12 protein-coding genes and 1 riboswitch are annotated in these 14,796 nt (G+C 73.0%); of the genes, 5 read left to right on the top strand and 7 right to left on the bottom strand.

Features of this window, described 5'->3' with window-relative positions; genetic code table 11:
• Positions 1 to 22 precede the first annotated feature (22 nt).
• Positions 23 to 1,567, top strand: a complete 1,545-nt coding sequence (locus ACWGR4_RS02585; protein WP_452129558.1) for a precorrin-2 C(20)-methyltransferase — start codon at positions 23 to 25, stop codon at positions 1,565 to 1,567.
• 56 nt (positions 1,568 to 1,623) lie between these two features.
• Here ACWGR4_RS02585 and ACWGR4_RS02580 read toward each other — a convergent pair whose 3' ends face one another.
• On the bottom strand, positions 1,624 to 2,424 hold the full coding sequence (locus ACWGR4_RS02580; protein ID WP_452129557.1) for a cobalt-precorrin-6A reductase: 801 nt from the start codon (positions 2,422 to 2,424) through the stop codon (positions 1,624 to 1,626).
• Positions 2,425 to 2,441: 17 nt separating this feature from the next.
• On the opposite strand from ACWGR4_RS02580, the gene ACWGR4_RS02575 reads away from it, so the two are divergent.
• Positions 2,442 to 3,536, top strand: coding sequence for a cobalt-precorrin-5B (C(1))-methyltransferase (locus tag ACWGR4_RS02575; RefSeq protein ID WP_452129556.1), 1,095 nt, complete (start codon positions 2,442 to 2,444; stop codon positions 3,534 to 3,536).
• 14 nt (positions 3,537 to 3,550) lie between these two features.
• Here the strand turns inward: ACWGR4_RS02575 and cobM are convergent, their stop codons facing one another.
• From cobM to ACWGR4_RS02545, 6 genes are all read right to left on the bottom strand, one after another.
• Positions 3,551 to 4,315: a precorrin-4 C(11)-methyltransferase gene (gene cobM / locus ACWGR4_RS02570; RefSeq protein ID WP_379997005.1), complete on the bottom strand. Its 765-nt coding sequence runs from the start codon at positions 4,313 to 4,315 to the stop codon at positions 3,551 to 3,553.
• Positions 4,312 to 5,622: a precorrin-6y C5,15-methyltransferase (decarboxylating) subunit CbiE gene (gene cbiE, locus ACWGR4_RS02565; protein ID WP_452129555.1), complete on the bottom strand. Its 1,311-nt coding sequence runs from the start codon at positions 5,620 to 5,622 to the stop codon at positions 4,312 to 4,314. Before cbiE ends, cobM begins: the two co-directional genes overlap by 4 nt.
• Positions 5,615 to 9,262, bottom strand: a complete 3,648-nt coding sequence (gene cobN / locus ACWGR4_RS02560; protein ID WP_452129554.1) for a cobaltochelatase subunit CobN — start codon at positions 9,260 to 9,262, stop codon at positions 5,615 to 5,617. The genes cbiE and cobN overlap by 8 nt, the downstream gene beginning before the upstream one ends.
• A 204-nt stretch (positions 9,263 to 9,466) precedes the next feature.
• A riboswitch (cobalamin riboswitch) is annotated at positions 9,467 to 9,568 on the bottom strand.
• 147 nt (positions 9,569 to 9,715) lie between these two features.
• Complete coding sequence (locus tag ACWGR4_RS02555) at positions 9,716 to 10,843, bottom strand: threonine aldolase family protein (RefSeq protein WP_452129553.1); 1,128 nt, start codon at positions 10,841 to 10,843, stop codon at positions 9,716 to 9,718.
• A 90-nt stretch (positions 10,844 to 10,933) separates the two neighbouring features.
• The gene (locus tag ACWGR4_RS02550; RefSeq protein WP_379996997.1) at positions 10,934 to 11,134 is read right to left on the bottom strand and encodes a cold-shock protein; all 201 of its coding nucleotides are present in this window, start codon (positions 11,132 to 11,134) and stop codon (positions 10,934 to 10,936) included.
• A 240-nt stretch (positions 11,135 to 11,374) separates the two neighbouring features.
• Complete coding sequence (locus tag ACWGR4_RS02545) at positions 11,375 to 12,574, bottom strand: CaiB/BaiF CoA transferase family protein (RefSeq protein ID WP_452129552.1); 1,200 nt, start codon at positions 12,572 to 12,574, stop codon at positions 11,375 to 11,377.
• A gap of 95 nt (positions 12,575 to 12,669) precedes the next feature.
• On the opposite strand from ACWGR4_RS02545, the gene ACWGR4_RS02540 reads away from it, so the two are divergent.
• The 3 genes from ACWGR4_RS02540 to ACWGR4_RS02530 all read left to right on the top strand — a co-directional run bounded on the left by ACWGR4_RS02540 (position 12,670) and on the right by ACWGR4_RS02530 (position 14,762).
• A complete protein-coding gene (locus ACWGR4_RS02540; protein ID WP_452129551.1) occupies positions 12,670 to 13,452 on the top strand; it encodes an ArsR/SmtB family transcription factor in 783 nt (260 codons plus the stop codon).
• A gap of 50 nt (positions 13,453 to 13,502) precedes the next feature.
• Entirely contained in the window at positions 13,503 to 14,144 is a 642-nt protein-coding gene (locus ACWGR4_RS02535; protein ID WP_452129550.1) for a hypothetical protein, read from the top strand.
• A 69-nt stretch (positions 14,145 to 14,213) separates the two neighbouring features.
• Complete coding sequence (locus ACWGR4_RS02530) at positions 14,214 to 14,762, top strand: NUDIX hydrolase (protein WP_452129549.1); 549 nt, start codon at positions 14,214 to 14,216, stop codon at positions 14,760 to 14,762.
• Positions 14,763 to 14,796 lie beyond the last annotated feature (34 nt).

Here is a 14,796-nt window from a genome sequence, read left to right as displayed (position 1 = left end):
CACCCACCCCCAGGAGCACAGCGTGACCACCACCGGCCGCCTGTACGGCATCGGCCTCGGCCCGGGCGACCCCGAGCTGATCACCCTCAAGGCGCACCGCCTGATCACCTCGGCCGACGTGGTCGCGTACCCGGTCAAGAAGGGCGCCCGCGGCGTCGCGATCACCATCGCCGAGCCGTATCTGACCGCGACCCAGCTGCGCCTGCCGCTGGAATACCCGGTGACCACCGAGAGCACGGATCACCCCGGCGGCTACGACGGCGCGCTCGCCGACTACTACGACACGACCGCCGCCGAGATCGCCGCGCATCTGGACGCCGGTCGCGACGTCGCGGTGTTGTGCGAGGGCGACCCGTTCTTCTACGGCTCGTACATGTACTGGCACGAACGGCTCGCCGACCGCTACCCCGTCGAAGTAGTCCCCGGGGTGACCTCGGTCAGCGGCGCGGCGGCGGTGCTGGGCCGCCCGCTCGTCCAACACGACGAGGTGCTCACGATCCTGCCCGGTACGCTCCCGCCCGACGTGCTCGCGGCGCGGCTGCGCACCGCCGACTCGGCCGCGGTGATCAAGCTCGGCAAGCGGCATTTCCCGGCCGTCCGGGGCGCGTTCGAGCAGGCCGGACTGGACGATCGCACGTGGTACGTGGAACGCGCCACCACCGAGCGGCAGCGGGTGCGCCCGCTCGCCGAGGTCGACCCTGCCGAAGTCCCGTACTTCTCCCTGGTGATCACCCCCTCCACCGCGCCCGGCGGCGAGTTCGCCACCAACCGCACCCCGCGCGAGCCGGAGCCGGACTACGCCATCCCCGAACCCACCGGTCAACTCGGCTCGATCGACGTGGTCGGCCTGGGCCCGGCCGGCCCCGAATGGCTCACCCCCGACGCGCACGCCGCGCTCGCCGCCGCGGACCACGTGGTCGGCTACGGCCCGTACGTCGACCGCGTCCAGCCCCGCCCGGGCCAGAAGCGGCACCGCACCGACAACCGGGTCGAGGCCGAACGCGCCCGCCACGCCATCGCGTTGGCCGAGGCGGGCGGCCGGGTCGCGGTGGTCTCCTCCGGCGACGCGGGCGTGTTCGCGATGGCCTCGGCCGTGCTGGAGGCCGCGCACGAAACGGCCACCGAGGTCCCGGTCCGGGTGGTCGCGGGGCTGTCCGCGATGCAGGCCGTGGCGGCGCGCGCGGGCGCGCCGTTGGGCCACGACTTCTGTGTGATCAGCCTGTCCGCGATCCTCAAGCCGTGGGACGTGATCGAGCGCCGGTTGACCGCCGCCGCCGAGGCGGACCTAGCGGTGGCGATCTACAACCCGGCCTCGAAGACCCGACGGACCCAGGTCGCCGAGGCCCGCGACCTGTTCCTGAAGCACCGCTCGCCGGACACCCCGGTGGTGGTCGGCCGCGACGTCGGCGGTGCGAGCGAGTCGGTGCGGGTGGTCCGCCTCGCCGACCTGGACCCGGACGTGGTCGACATGCGCACGCTGCTGATCATCGGCTCGTCCCAGACCCGCGCCTACCCGCGCCCCGACGGCGGCACCGGCGTGTACACGCCGCGTCGCTACCCGGCCTGAGCGTGCGGGGCGGGGTCGCCATGCGGATTTGTGTCACAGTGACTGATATGTACGACTCATGCCCCGCCCGGCACCCCGCCCGCCGCCGCCCTGGCCAGGACCCAGCGCGCGGCGCTCGCCGCGTCGGTGACCTGTTCCGGCGCGGTCGCCTCGGGACGGCGGATCAGCACCACGGGCAGGCCGAGTTCACGCGCCGCGGTGAGCTTGGCCGCCGTCCGGGTGCCGCCGCTGTCCTTGGTGACGATCGCCTCGACGCGGCGGTCGCGCATCAGCGCGATCTCGTCCTCGACCGTGAACGGGCCTCGGGCCAACAACACTTCGCAGGCCCGGGGCAGTGCGCCGGTGGGCGGCTCGATGCTGCGCAGCAGAAACCACAGATCGTCCAGGTGCGCGTAGGGCGCGGTCTCCATGCGCCCGGTGGTCAGGAACACCCGGCGGGCCAGGCCGGGCAACACCCGCGCGGCGTGCGCGGCCGAGTCGACCGGGTGCCAGTCGTCGCCCGGCACGGCCGTCCAGCCCGGCCGTTGCAGCCGCAGGAGCGGTACGCCGACCTCGGCGCAGGCGGCGACCGCGTGCGCCGAGATGCGGGCCGCGAACGGATGGGTGGCATCGACGACGCCCGCCACGTCCCGGGCCCGCAGCCACGCCACCAGGCCGGGTATGCCGCCGAAGCCGCCCACCCGAGACTCGCCGACCGGCAACACCGGCGCCCGGGTCCGCCCCGCCAGCGACGACACCACCCGCAGTCCGGGCGTGTCCGCGACGAGTGCGGCCAGGGTCCGGGCGTCGGAGGTGCCGCCGAGCACCAGCAACACCCGACCGTCGGCCGGCCGGTCGGATGGTGTCGCCTCGCTCATGATCGGCTCCCGCTCCGATGACACGCCCCGATCGCCCGCTGCGTCGCGGCTGGACCACCGGAGCGTGTGCCACGGCCGCCACCACGGCCGCCTATCAGGCCCTGCTGACCGGCGAGTTCCCCGATCCGGTGACGGTGTACCTGCCCGGCGGGCAGACGCCGGCGTTCGCCCTCGCGGTCGAGGAGCGCGGCGCCGACGTGGCGATGGCGGGTGTGATCAAGGACGCCGGGGACGATCCGGACGCCACGCACGGTGCGCTGATCCGGGCCACCGTGCGGCACGCGGCGGCCGGGTCCGGGGTGACGTTCCGGGCCGGGCCCGGGGTCGGCACCGTGACGCTGCCCGGTCTGCCGCTGCCCGTCGGCGAACCGGCGGTCAATCCCGTCCCGCGCATGCTGATGCGCGAGGCGGTGGCGCGGGTGGCCGGCACGTACGGCGGCACCGGTGACGTCACGGTCGAGTTGTCCGTGGACGACGGCGAGCGCATCGCCGAGCAGACCTGGAATCCGCGCCTGGGCATCCTCGGCGGCCTGTCCATCCTGGGCACCACCGGCATCGTGATCCCCTACTCGTGCTCGGCCTGGATCGACTCGATCCGCCGGGGCATCGACGTCGCGGCGGCCACCGGCGAGACACATGTGCTCGGCGCCACCGGCACCACGTCGGAGCGGGTCGGCGCCGAGGTGCACGGGTTGTCCGGCACGGCCCTGCTGGACATGGGCGACTTCGCGGGTGCGCTGCTCAAGTACCTGCGCCGGCATCCGATTTCGCGGTTGACCATCGCCGGCGGCTTCGCCAAGCTCTCCAAGCTCGCCGACGGCCATCTCGACCTGCACTCGGGCCGCTCGCAGGTGAACCTGGACCACCTCGCCGAGCGGGCCGCGGCGGTGGGCGGGGACGCGGAGTTGGTCGCGAACATCCGCGCCGCGAACACCGCGCTGCACGCCCTGCAACTGGCCCGCGCCGCCGATGTCCCGCTCGGCGACGCGGTGGCCGAGGCCGCCCGGGACGCGGCGCGCGACCTGCTGCGCGGCAGCGAGATCCCGATCACCGTGGACGTGATCGCGATCGACCGCGGCGGCACGATCGTCGGCCGCGCCGAACCCGGGTAGCGGCGCCCGCCCGTTCATCCGGCCGGCTGCGACGCGACCGCCCGATCGCGCGCCTCGCTGTACAGGTGGCTGTCGCAAAAGCCCGGTTCGCCCAGCACGCGGCCGACCATGATGACCGCCACCGCCCTGATCCCGTTGTCGCGCACCAGCGACACCAGGTCGGCCAGTTCGCCGCGCACGATCAGCTCGTCGGGTCGCGACGCGCGGGCAACCACCGCGACCGGGCAGTCCGGGCCGTACAGCGGGGTCAACTCTGCCACCACACGCTCGACTTGACCGATCGCCAGGTGCAGCACGAGCAGCGCGCCGGAGCGGCCGAGGGTGGCCAGGTCCTCGCCGGGCGGCATGGCCGTCGCGTTGCCCGCGACCCGGGTCAGGATCACCGTCTGCCCCACCGTCGGCAGCGTCAACTCCCGGCCCATGGCCGCCGCCGCGGCGGCGAACGCCGGTACGCCCGGGGTGATGTCCCACGGGATGCCGAGCGCGTCGAGGCGGCGCTGCTGCTCGGCCACCGCACTGAAGAACGAGGTGTCTCCCGACTGGAGGCGGGCCACGTCGTGCCCGGCGGCGTGCGCCGCCCGCAGTTCCTCGACGATCTGATCCAGGTTCAGGTCGGCGGTGTCCACGAGGCGGGCGCCGGGCGGTGCGGCCTCGACCAGTTCGCGCGGGACGAGCGCGCCCGCGTACAGGCACACCGGCGACGCGGCGATGATGCGCAGCCCCCGCACCGTGATCAGGTCGGCGGCGCCGGGGCCGGCGCCGATGAAGTGCACGGTCATGGGTGGGTTACTCCTGGTTCGGGGCCGACCGGCTTGACGGCCACCCATTGGGTGACCGGCATCGCCGGTCGCCATCCGGTGAAACGACCCACCGGGGTGGCTCTGGTGATCTGCAGCCGGGTCAACTCCCCGCCGTACGCGGCACGATGGCGGACCAGTTCGGCCTCGGTCTCGGCGACCACGGCATTGGCGACCAACCGGCCTCCGGGACGCAGCGCGGACCAGCAACGGTCGACCACGCCCGGCACGGTCAGCCCGCCGCCGACGAAGACGGCGTCCGGGGCCTCGTCCGCCTCGTCCGCCGGGAGCACGTCCGGCGCCCGGCCGCGCACGATCCGCAGGCCCGGTACACCGAGCGCGACCGCGTTGGCCGCGGCCCGCTCGGCCCGATCCGCGCGCGCCTCGAAGCCGATCGCCCGGCACGACGGGTGCGTGCGCATCCATTCGATCCCGATGCTGCCGCTGCCCGCGCCGACGTCCCAGAGCAGTTCCCCGGGGCGCGGCCCGAGGGCGGCCAGGGTGACCGCCCGGATCTCGCGTTTGGTCAACTGCCCGTCGTGCACGTAGACGTCGTCCGGCAGGCCGGCCAGCCGGCTCAGTCCCGGCCCGGGCCCGCACTCGACCGCGACCACGTTCAGGTCCGCGAAGTGCCGCTCGGGAGCCGCCGCGAGCGCGTCCGCGGTGCCGCGCCACATCGACTCGGCCGGGCCGCCCAGGTGTTCCAGCACGGTGACCTCGCTCGTACCAAAACCGCGCGCCACCAGCAGCGCCGCCGCCCGCCCGGGGGTCAGCCCATCCGCGCTGAGTACCAACACCCGCCGGTCCGTGGCCAGTTCGGCGGACAGGGTGTCGAGCGGTCGGCCCACCGCGCTGACCACCGCCACGGCCTGCGTCGACCAGCCGAGCCGCGCGCAGGCCAACGACGCCGACGACGCCGCCGGCAGCACGGTGACCCGATCGGCGCCCAACCTCCGGACCAGCGTGGCCCCGACGCCGAAAAACATCGGGTCGCCACTGGCCAGTACGCACACCCGCCGGGACGCCGCCAGGTGGGCGACGAAGCCCACCTGGAACGGCGACGGCCACACGACCCGCTCGGATCCGGTGTCGGGCACCATCGCCAAATGCCGCGCGCCGCCGACCACTACCTCGGCGTCGCCCACCAACGCCCGTGCTGCCTCGGGCAGTCCGACCCACCCGTCGTCCCCGATCCCGACCACGGACACCGGACCGGTGCCGGTGAACGGTGCCCCCGCCAGGGACACCGCGTCCGACACCGGCCACGACGCGGGATTCCCGTCAGCCATCCCCCGCGTCCTCGCCGCCTTCGAGATCGCCCTCGACATCCAGGTACACCTCGCGCAGCCCGTCGAGCGTGGCCGCCTCCGGCTTCTCCCACATGCCCCGGTCGGCCGCCTCCAGGAGCCGCTCGGCGATCCCGCGCAGCGCCCACGGGTTGGACGTGCGCATGAACTCGCGGTTGGTCTCGTCCAGGACGTATTCGCCCGCGAGCTTCTCGTACATCCAGTCCGCCACCACGCCGGTGGTGGCGTCGTAGCCGAACAGGTAGTCCACGGTGGCCGCCAGCTCGAACGCGCCCTTGTAGCCGTGCTTGCGCATCGCCTCGATCCAGCGCGGATTGACCACCCGGGCGCGGAACACCCGGGCGGTCTCCTGCTGGAGGGTGCGGGTGCGGACCGCGTCGGGCATGGTCGAGTCGCCGATGTAGGCCGCCGGCGCGGTCCCGGTCAGCGCGCGCACCGCGGCGACCATGCCGCCGTGGTACTGGAAGTAGTCGTCCGAGTCGGCGATGTCGTGCTCGCGCGTGTCGGTGTTCTTGGCCGCGACCGCGATCCTGCGGTACGCGTCCTCCATGTCCTCGCGCGCGAACACCCCGTCCAGGCCCCGACCGTAGGCGTAGCCGCCCCACGTCGCGTACACCTCGGCCAGGTCCGCGTCGTCGCGCCAGGTGCGCGCGTCGATCAGCGGCAGCAGGCCCGCGCCGTACGCGCCCGGGCGCGAGCCGAACACGCGCGTGGTGGCGCGCCGCGCGTCGCCGTGCCGCGCGACGTCCGCCCGCACGTGTGCCCGGACGTAGTTGTCCTCGTCCGGCTCCTCCGCCTCCGCGGCCAGCCGCACCGCGTCGTCGAGCAGCAACACCACGTGCGGGAAGGCGTCCCGGAAGAAGCCGGAGATACGCACCGTCACGTCCACGCGCGGGCGGCCCAGTTCGGCGGGCGGGATCGTCTCGATCCCGGTCACCCGGCGTGACGCGTCGTCCCAGATCGGCCGCACGCCGAGCAGCGCCAGGACCTCGGCGATGTCGTCGCCGCTGGTCCGCATCGCGCTGGTGCCCCAGACCGAAAGGCCGACCGAGCGCGGCCAGTTCCCGTCGTTGTCGGCGCGGTAGCGGGCCAACAGCGAGTCGGCGAGCGCCTGTCCGGTCTCCCAGGCCAGTCGGCTGGGGATCGCCTTCGGGTCCACGGTGTAGAAGTTGCGGCCGGTCGGCAGCACGTTGACCAGTCCGCGCAGCGGCGAACCGCTGGGCCCGGCCGCGACGTAGCCGCCCTCCAGGGCGTGCAGCACCGCGCCGATCTCGTCCCCGGTGCGGTCCAGGCGCGGCACGATCTCGGTCGCCGCGAACGCCAACACCTCGGCGACGGCGGGCGATTCGCCGCCCAGCACGTCGGCGGTGACGGCCGGCGCCCGGGTCGGGTCCCAGTCGGCCGCCTCCATCGCCGCGACCAGCCGATGCGCCCGGTCCTCGGCGTCGTCGGTCTCGGTGCGCGAGGCGCCGCCGCCCTCGACCAGGCCGAGGGATTCGCGCAACCCCGGCAACGCGGCGGCCCGTCCGCCCCACACCTGACGCGCCCGCAACATCGCGGTGACCAGGTTGATCCGGCCCTCGCCGGTGGGCGCGCTGCCCAGGATGTGCAGGCCCTCGCGGATCTGCGCGTCCTTGACCTCGCACAGCCACCCGTCCAGGTGCAGGATCAGGTCGTCGAACTCGGCCTCGTGCGGCCGGTCGGTGATGCCCAGGTCGTGGTCCAGCTTGGTGGCCTGGATCAGCGTCCAGATCTGGCTCTGCAGGGCCGGGCCCTTGGCGGGGTCGAGCGCCTGCACGTTGGCGTATTCGTCGAGCAGTTGTTCGAGCCGGGTCAGGTCGCCGTACGTCTCGGCGCGCGCCATCGGCGGCACGAGGTGGTCGACGATGATCGCGTGCGCGCGCCGCTTGGCCTGCGCGCCCTCGCCCGGGTCGTTGACCAGGAACGGGTACACCAGCGGCAGATCGCCCAGCACCGCGTCGGGACCGCACTCCGCGGACAACCCCAGGTTCTTGCCCGGCAGCCACTCCAACGTGCCGTGCTTGCCCAGATGTACCAGGGCGTGTGCGCCGAAGCCGCCCGGCCCGGCGGGCGCGTCCAGCCACCAGTAGGCGGCCAGATAGTGATGGCTCGGCGGCAGGTCCGGGTCGTGGTAGATGGCGACCGGGTTCTCGCCGAAGCCGCGCGGCGGCTGGATGATCAGGATGACGTTGCCCGCGCGCAGTGCGGCGAGCACGATCTCGCCCTCCGGATCGCGCGAATGGTCCACGTACAGCTCGCCGGGCGGCGGGCCCCAGTGCTCCTCGATGTTCGCGCGCAGCCCCAGCGGCAGGGTGGCGTAGCGCTCGCGGTAGGCGGCGGCGGAGATCCGGACCGGGTTGCCTTCGAGCTGACCCTCCGTCAACCACTCGGGGTCCTGGCCGCCGGCCGCGATCAGCGCGTGGATCAGCGCGTCGCCGTCCGGGGGTTCCAGGCCGGGCAGCGCGTCGGCACCGGCCGGCGCGCCGACGTCGTAGCCGGCCGCGCGCATCGCGCGCAGCAGCGCGACCGCCGAGGCGGGGGTGTCCAGGCCGACGGCGTTGCCGATCCGGGAGTGTTTGGTCGGGTACGCGGAGAGCACCACGCCGACCCGCCGCTCCGCGGCCGGTACGTGCCGGAGCAGGGCGTGTCGTACCGCGATCCCGGCCACCCGGGCGGCCCGTTCGGGGTCGGCCGCGTAGTGGGTGAGGCCGTCCGCGCCGGTCTCCTTGAACGAGAACGGGACGGTGATCAGCCGGCCGTCGAACTCGGGTACGGCCACCTGGGTGGCCGCGTCCAGCGGCGACAGGCCCGCGTCGCCGGCCTCCCACTCGGCCCGGCTGGTGGTCAGGTTGAGCGCCTGGAGGATGGTGATGTCGAGTCCGGCCAGCGCGCCGACGTCCCACTGCTCGTCGTCGCCGCCCGCGGACACCTCGGCGGGCTTGGCCCCACCGGCGCCGCCCGCCGCGAGCACGGTGACCAGGAGTGCGTCCAATTCGCCGAGCGCGGCGAACAACGACTCGTCGGCGCCGCGCAGCGAGGCGCACCAGATCGGTACCGGACGGCCGCCCGCGTTCTCGATCGCCGTGCACAGGTCGGCCACGAACGCGGTGTTCCCGGCCAGGTGGTGCGCGCGGTAGTACAGCACGCCCACCGCCGGACCGTCGCCGGCGGACGCCGTGCGGTCGAGCCGGCCCCAGGAGGGCACCTCGACGGGCGGCTCGAAGCCGAAGCCGGTGAGCAGCAGCGTGTCGGACAGGAAGCGGTACAGCTGGGTCAGGTTGGCCGGGCCGCCCTGGGCGAGGTAGGCGTGCGCCTGCGCGCTCACCCCGGCGGGCACCGTGGCCAGTTCCATCAGCGCCGCGTCGGCGGCGAGTTCGCCGCTGACCACGACCACCGGGCGCGGTCCGGCGAGCAGCGCGTCCAGGCCCGCCTCCCAGGCGCGTCGGCCGCCGAGCAGGCGGACCACGACGAGGTCGGTGCCGTCGAGGAGCGCGGGCAGGTCCGCCACGTCGACCCGGGAGGGGTTGGCCAGGCGCCAGTCGCCCTCGCTCGCCTTGGCGCTGAGCAGGTCGGTGTCGGAGGTGGAGAGGAGGAGGATCACCGGGAGCCTCCGGCGGGGACGATGCCGCGGGCCGACCGGCGGGGCGTGTGGCCGCCGGGCGTGGGGTGGGCGGGCGTGTGGCCGCCGGGCATACGTCGGCTGGGTGTACGTCGGCTGGGTGTGCAAGAACGCCGGCAGGACGAAATCGTCACCTGGAAGCGCCTCTCCGGGGTCCGCGCCCCATCGGACTCGGGGTGAGACGCGCAGTTCCTGACTCCCGGTCGCGCCGTGGTCGACGTCGGTCGACGTCGTACGGCGGAGCCGGTCACAGTGGCGGGACCGTCCCGGGATCACACCGGGTTCCTGCCACGCCCTCCCCGCGCCGGTAGGGCCGGCGCGGGGCCAGCATTGCTCAGTGGCCCGCCTTGACGCAACATGCCCGGATCGGCGTGGGCGGCGGGGGTGACACATGTCACCGACGGCCGCCGGGCGGCTCGCCCGCCGCGCCCGCGCTCAGCCGCTCTTGCAAACCCGCTCCACGAACGCGCCGAACTCGTCGGCGACCTCGTCCTCGGTCCACTCCAGGGCGGGTTCGGCGACGGTGATCTCCGTGTACGACAGGCCCGGCGGCCCGGGCTCGGTCCAGCGGCCGGTGAGCCACACGCCACGCTCGACGGCGTACTCGACGTTCACCCGGTTGAGCAGTTCGGCCGGGTACGGCAGCCACGCCTGGAACTGGTGGGTGTGCGGGACAGCCGGGAACACCCGGGTCTGCGGCACCCGGGCGAGGCCGGCCGCCACCGTCGCGGCATGCCCGACGCAGGTCGCCAGCCGGGGCAGGGTCTCGGTGAGCGCGGCCAGCGCCTCCAGCGCCATCGGCCAGGCCTGGAACGGTCGCCCGCCGTAGCGGTGGCGCCACGCGTGTGCCTCCTCGATCAGCTCGGCGTCGCCCGCGAGAGCGGCCCCTGCGCTCGCGCCGAGACCCTTGTAATAGGACACGTACACCGAGTCGAACAGGTCGACGATCTCGGTCAGCCCGTGTCCGAGCCCGGTGGCGCTCTCCCACAGCCGGGCGCCGTCCAGGTGCAGCGCGGCGTCCCGATCCCGGGCGGCCTGTACGACGGCGATCAGGTCGTCCCAGGCGGGCAGGACGAAGCCGTGGTCGCGCAGCGGGAGTTCGTAGAAGAGTGTGCCGAACCGCTCGGCGCTGCTCCGGACGTCGTCGGCGGTGATCTGCCCCGGCCCCTGGGCGAGCACGAGCGGCCGGAGCCCGGACAGGACGGAGATCGCATCGCGTTCGTAGGTCAGCGGATGAGCGCGGGGGTGGATGCCGACCACGTCGGATCCCGTGGCTCCGGCGTGGATGCGCAGCGCGACCTGCTGGGCCATCGTGCCGGTGGGGAAGAGCAGCGCGGCCTCGGTGCCGAGCAGCTCGGCGGTCCGGGCCTCAAGGCGGGCGACCGCGCCGCCGTCGCCGTAGGTGTCCGGCCATTCGTCGGGGTCGACGTTCTCCCGCGCGTAGGCGTCGAGCCGGGCCAGCCGCTCGGCGACCGTGGCGGGCCGTACCCCGGACAGGATCCGGCCGCATGCACGGATCACGCGCATGCGGCCGACGTGCTCGTCGTTGCCGATGTATGCCATGGGGGCATCATGCAACGCGCGGGTTCGCTCCGGTACGCACACACGGCCCGCCCCGGGAAGGGACGGGCCGTGTGGGTGGTGCGGCGTGGATCAGACGGTGATGTTCTCCGCCTGCGGGCCCTTCTGGCCCTGCACGGAGTCGTAGGTGACCTTCTGACCTTCGGTCAGCTCACGGAAGCCCTGCGACTGGATCGCCGAGTAGTGCGCGAAGACATCCGGGCCGCCGTCGTCCGCCTGGATGAAGCCGAAGCCCTTTTCCGCGTTGAACCACTTCACGGTTCCAGTAGCCATACAAATCTCCTTCGTGGTGCCGAATGCGGATGTGCACACATGCACATCCACAGGCCGCAACAGCAATTCACTCTTCACACGAATCCGGTTCTGGATAAACAAAAAGCGCCCGACGGTCACGACCGTAAGGCGCTCACAAAATTCATGGGAACCACTACTGCAACTGCCTCGAGGCTAGCACGGAAATGTCGCGGGGCTCGGGAGGCGGAGAAATATTTCCGATCGAGGACCGCGTGTCGGCTACTCGCGGGGCGCCTTCGGCTCGGGTTCCGGCTGCGGTTCCGGCTTCGGCTTCGGCTCGGTGAACCCCAGCTCCGCGAGGATCGCCTCCGTGTGCTCGCCGACCGCCGGGATCGGGCCCATCGCCGGCTCGCGGCCGGCCACCGTGACCGGCGGCAGCAGCGCGCGCAGCGGGCCTGCCGGGGAGTCGACGGTGCGCAGTCGGTCGCGGGCGGCGAGTTGCGGGTGGTCGGCGAATTCGGCGACGGTACGCATCCGGGCGTTGGCGATGCCGACCGCATCCAGGCTCGCCACGATCTCGTCGGCCGTACGGTCCGCGAAGGCCGCCTCGATCAGCGCGGTCAGCCGCTCGTTGGCCGCGACCCGCAGCGAATTGCTGCGAAAGTCCGGATCCTCGATCAACTCCGGCCGCCCGAGCACCCGTTCGCAGAGCGCGGCCCACTCCCGGTCGTTCTGCACACCCACGAAAACCTGCCCGCCGCCACCCACCCGGTACGGCCCGTAGGGCGCGATCGCCGCATGCCGGGCCCCGGTTCGCGGCGGGGGTGTGCCGCCGTAGGTCGCGAAGTAGTACGGGAACCCCATCCACTCGCCGAGCGCGTCGAGCATGGAAACCTCGAACGAGCTTCCCTCACCGGTGAGTTGCCGCTCGTAGAGCGCGGTGAGCAGTCCGGTGAACGCGTACATCGCGGCGGCGATGTCGGCGATCGGAATCCCCGCCTTGGCCGGCTCCTCGGCGGTACCGGTGACCGACAGCAGTCCCGCCTCGCACTGCACGAGCAGGTCGTACGCCTTCTTGTCCCGATAGGGTCCCGCGGTCCCATAACCCGATATTCCGCAAACGATCAGCCGGGGAAATCTGGCCCGCAATTCCGCCGCGCCGAGCCCGAGCCGATCGGCCGCGCCCGGAGCCAGGTTCTGGACGAACACATCGGCCCGGGCAAGCAGTCGATCCAAAATCTCCGGCGCCCGCTCGTCCTTCACGTCGAGCGTCAGACTTTCCTTCCCCCGATTGGCCCAGACGAAGTGGCTGGACAAACCCTCGACGGTCTCGTCGTACGCCCGGGCGAAATCTCCCGCGCCGGGCCGCTCGATCTTGATCACCCGGGCACCGAGATCCGCCAGTTGGCGCGTGGCGTAGGGCGCGGCGATGGCCTGTTCGAGCGAGACGACGGTGACACCCGTGAGCGGTAGGAACACGCCCCCATCCTGACAGAGCCGGGCGCGCGCACGGCCTGTCGGCGGCGGCGAACCCTTCGGTCCGGGCCGAAGCGTCCCGGGGTGATGATGGCGGCATGGACTCGATCGCACGTGCCTCCGATCCGGATTCGGTGCCTCGCCTCGCCGCGCTCGCCGCGCTGCTCGCGGACGAGACGCGGGCGGCGGTGTGCCTGGCCCTGCTGGATCGGCGGGCCTGGACCGCCGGCGAGTTGGCCCGGCACTGCGGGGTCGCGCCGTCCACGATCAGCGAGCACCTGACCCGCCTCGTCGAGGGCGGCCTGCTGGTCGAGGAGCGGCAGGGGCGGCACCGGTATGTGCGGTTGGCCGATGCGGGGGTGGCGCGGATGGTCGAGGATCTGGCCGCGTACACGACGCCGGCGACCCCCCGGCCGGCGGCGTCGCTGCGGGCGCACTCGGCCGGCGCGGCCCTGGCCCGGGGGCGTACCTGCTATGACCATCTGGCCGGCCGGCTCGGCGTGGCAATCACCGACGCGCTCACCGCCCGGGACCTGATCCGCCAGGACGCCGGCTTCGCGATCACCGACGCGGGCCTGACCTGGCTCACGGACCTCGGTGCCGACCTCACCACCTCCGGCAAACGCCCCCTGGCCCGCCCCTGCCTGGACTGGACCGAACGCCGCCACCACCTGGCCGGCACGGCCGGCGCCGAACTGTGCCGGCTGTTCCTGTCCCGTGGCTGGACCGAACGTGTCGGCACGGGCCGCGCGGTCCGAGCCACCGAGACCGGCCGCATCGAACTGGGCCGGATGTTGGGCATTCGGCCGGAGGAGTTCGAGGTGACGGCGGGCGGCACGGCTCCGGCCCGAGCGGAAGTCGGCGGCCTCACACGCGCGTGAACGCCGCCCGGTACCCGCTGGGCGTCAGGCCGGTGCGGCGGAGCAGGTGTTTGCGCAGGGAATCCGTGGTACCGATGCCGCTGTTGTGGGCCACCTGTTCCATGGTCGATGCCGGCGGACAGGCCGGCGGAGGTCAGGATCGGCCCGTCCTCGACGTACAGCACGTCGGGTCGCAGGTCGACGGCCGGGAAGCGGCGGCGGAAATCTTCGGTCATGGTCCAGTACGTGGTGGCCGCGCGCCCGTCGAGCAGACCGGCCTGAGCCGGCACGAAGGCTTCGTGGTCGTCCCGAACGTGCTCGTCGGCACCCCGGCCGCGCTCCCCGACGACCTCGACGCACCGCAGAGTTGGTCCTACAACGGCGACGTCGCCCGCACCCTGGTCGCGGCGGCCCGCTCCCCCGAATCCTGGGGCCGCGCCTGGCACGTCCCGTCGTCCACCGCCTCCATCCGCACCCTGACCACCCACTTCGCCGCTCCGACCAACTCCCCGCCCCCGACCCTGACCCTGTCGATCGACGAACTACACGCGCTGGGACGGGAGAACCCGATCATCGCCGAGTTCGAGGAAATGCTCTACCTGACGGACGGCACCTCCCACCTGGACGCAACAACAACCACCAAGCTCCTGGAGGTCACAGCCACCCCCACGGAAACCGCCCTCATCGAACTGGCCACCTCCACAACCAGGTAGCCCGGCGGACAGCGCGGCGACGAGGGAAGCCCTCCGGGTCCCGGGGGCCGAGTCGCGATACTGAGCGCCATGACACGCACCCCGCTCCCGGACCCGACGGCGGTCCCGTTCTCCCGGATCAAGGTCCGGGTCGGCGCCCTCGTCTTCTGCGGCGCCGAGATCGCCCTGATCCGACGTGACCGTTGCGGCTCCCCGCTCTACGTCCTGCCCGGCGGCAACGTCGTGGACGGCGAGGATTTCACGACGGCTCTACGCCGCGAGCTCGCCGAAGAACTCGACCTCGACGTAGAGCGGGCCGAGGGCGGCGAGCTGTTGTGGATCCTCGACCAGCGCGTCAGCCGCCCGGGTCGCACCCCGCCGCCACGCAAAATCCACCTGCTCCACCGTCTGCACATCACCCCCGAGATCCGCGCCCGCCTCGCGGCGCACGAGCGGGACGAACTCCCCGACGGAAGCCACGAAGTCGGCACGATCGTATGGATCGATTACCGCGAAACCGCCGAACTCCCCGTCTTCCCACCGATCACCGGGCCTCTCACCGCCCTACCCACCCCACATGCCCCCACCACCGACGCCGCCCTGCCCCCGGTGACCGACGAGACATACACCTGGCTCTGACCACCGCCCCACCCGTCGCACGACGATCGCTCCG

The organism is Embleya sp. NPDC055664 (genome assembly GCF_053618075.1).
Note: the sequence above shows the minus strand (reverse complement) of the source record. Positions and strands in the feature narration are given on the sequence as shown.

Coding starts and splice junctions, on each gene's coding strand:
- ACWGR4_RS02580 (WP_452129557.1), bottom strand. CDS start 2,424: ATGAGCGAGGCGACACCATCCGACCGGCCGGCCGACGGTCGGGTGTTG.
- cbiE (WP_452129555.1), bottom strand. CDS start 5,622: ATGGCTGACGGGAATCCCGCGTCGTGGCCGGTGTCGGACGCGGTGTCC.
- cobM (WP_379997005.1), bottom strand. CDS start 4,315: ATGACCGTGCACTTCATCGGCGCCGGCCCCGGCGCCGCCGACCTGATC.
- ACWGR4_RS02575 (WP_452129556.1), top strand. CDS start 2,442: ATGACACGCCCCGATCGCCCGCTGCGTCGCGGCTGGACCACCGGAGCG.
- ACWGR4_RS02555 (WP_452129553.1), bottom strand. CDS start 10,843: ATGGCATACATCGGCAACGACGAGCACGTCGGCCGCATGCGCGTGATC.
- ACWGR4_RS02530 (WP_452129549.1), top strand. CDS start 14,214: ATGACACGCACCCCGCTCCCGGACCCGACGGCGGTCCCGTTCTCCCGG.
- ACWGR4_RS02540 (WP_452129551.1), top strand. CDS start 12,670: ATGGACTCGATCGCACGTGCCTCCGATCCGGATTCGGTGCCTCGCCTC.
- ACWGR4_RS02550 (WP_379996997.1), bottom strand. CDS start 11,134: ATGGCTACTGGAACCGTGAAGTGGTTCAACGCGGAAAAGGGCTTCGGC.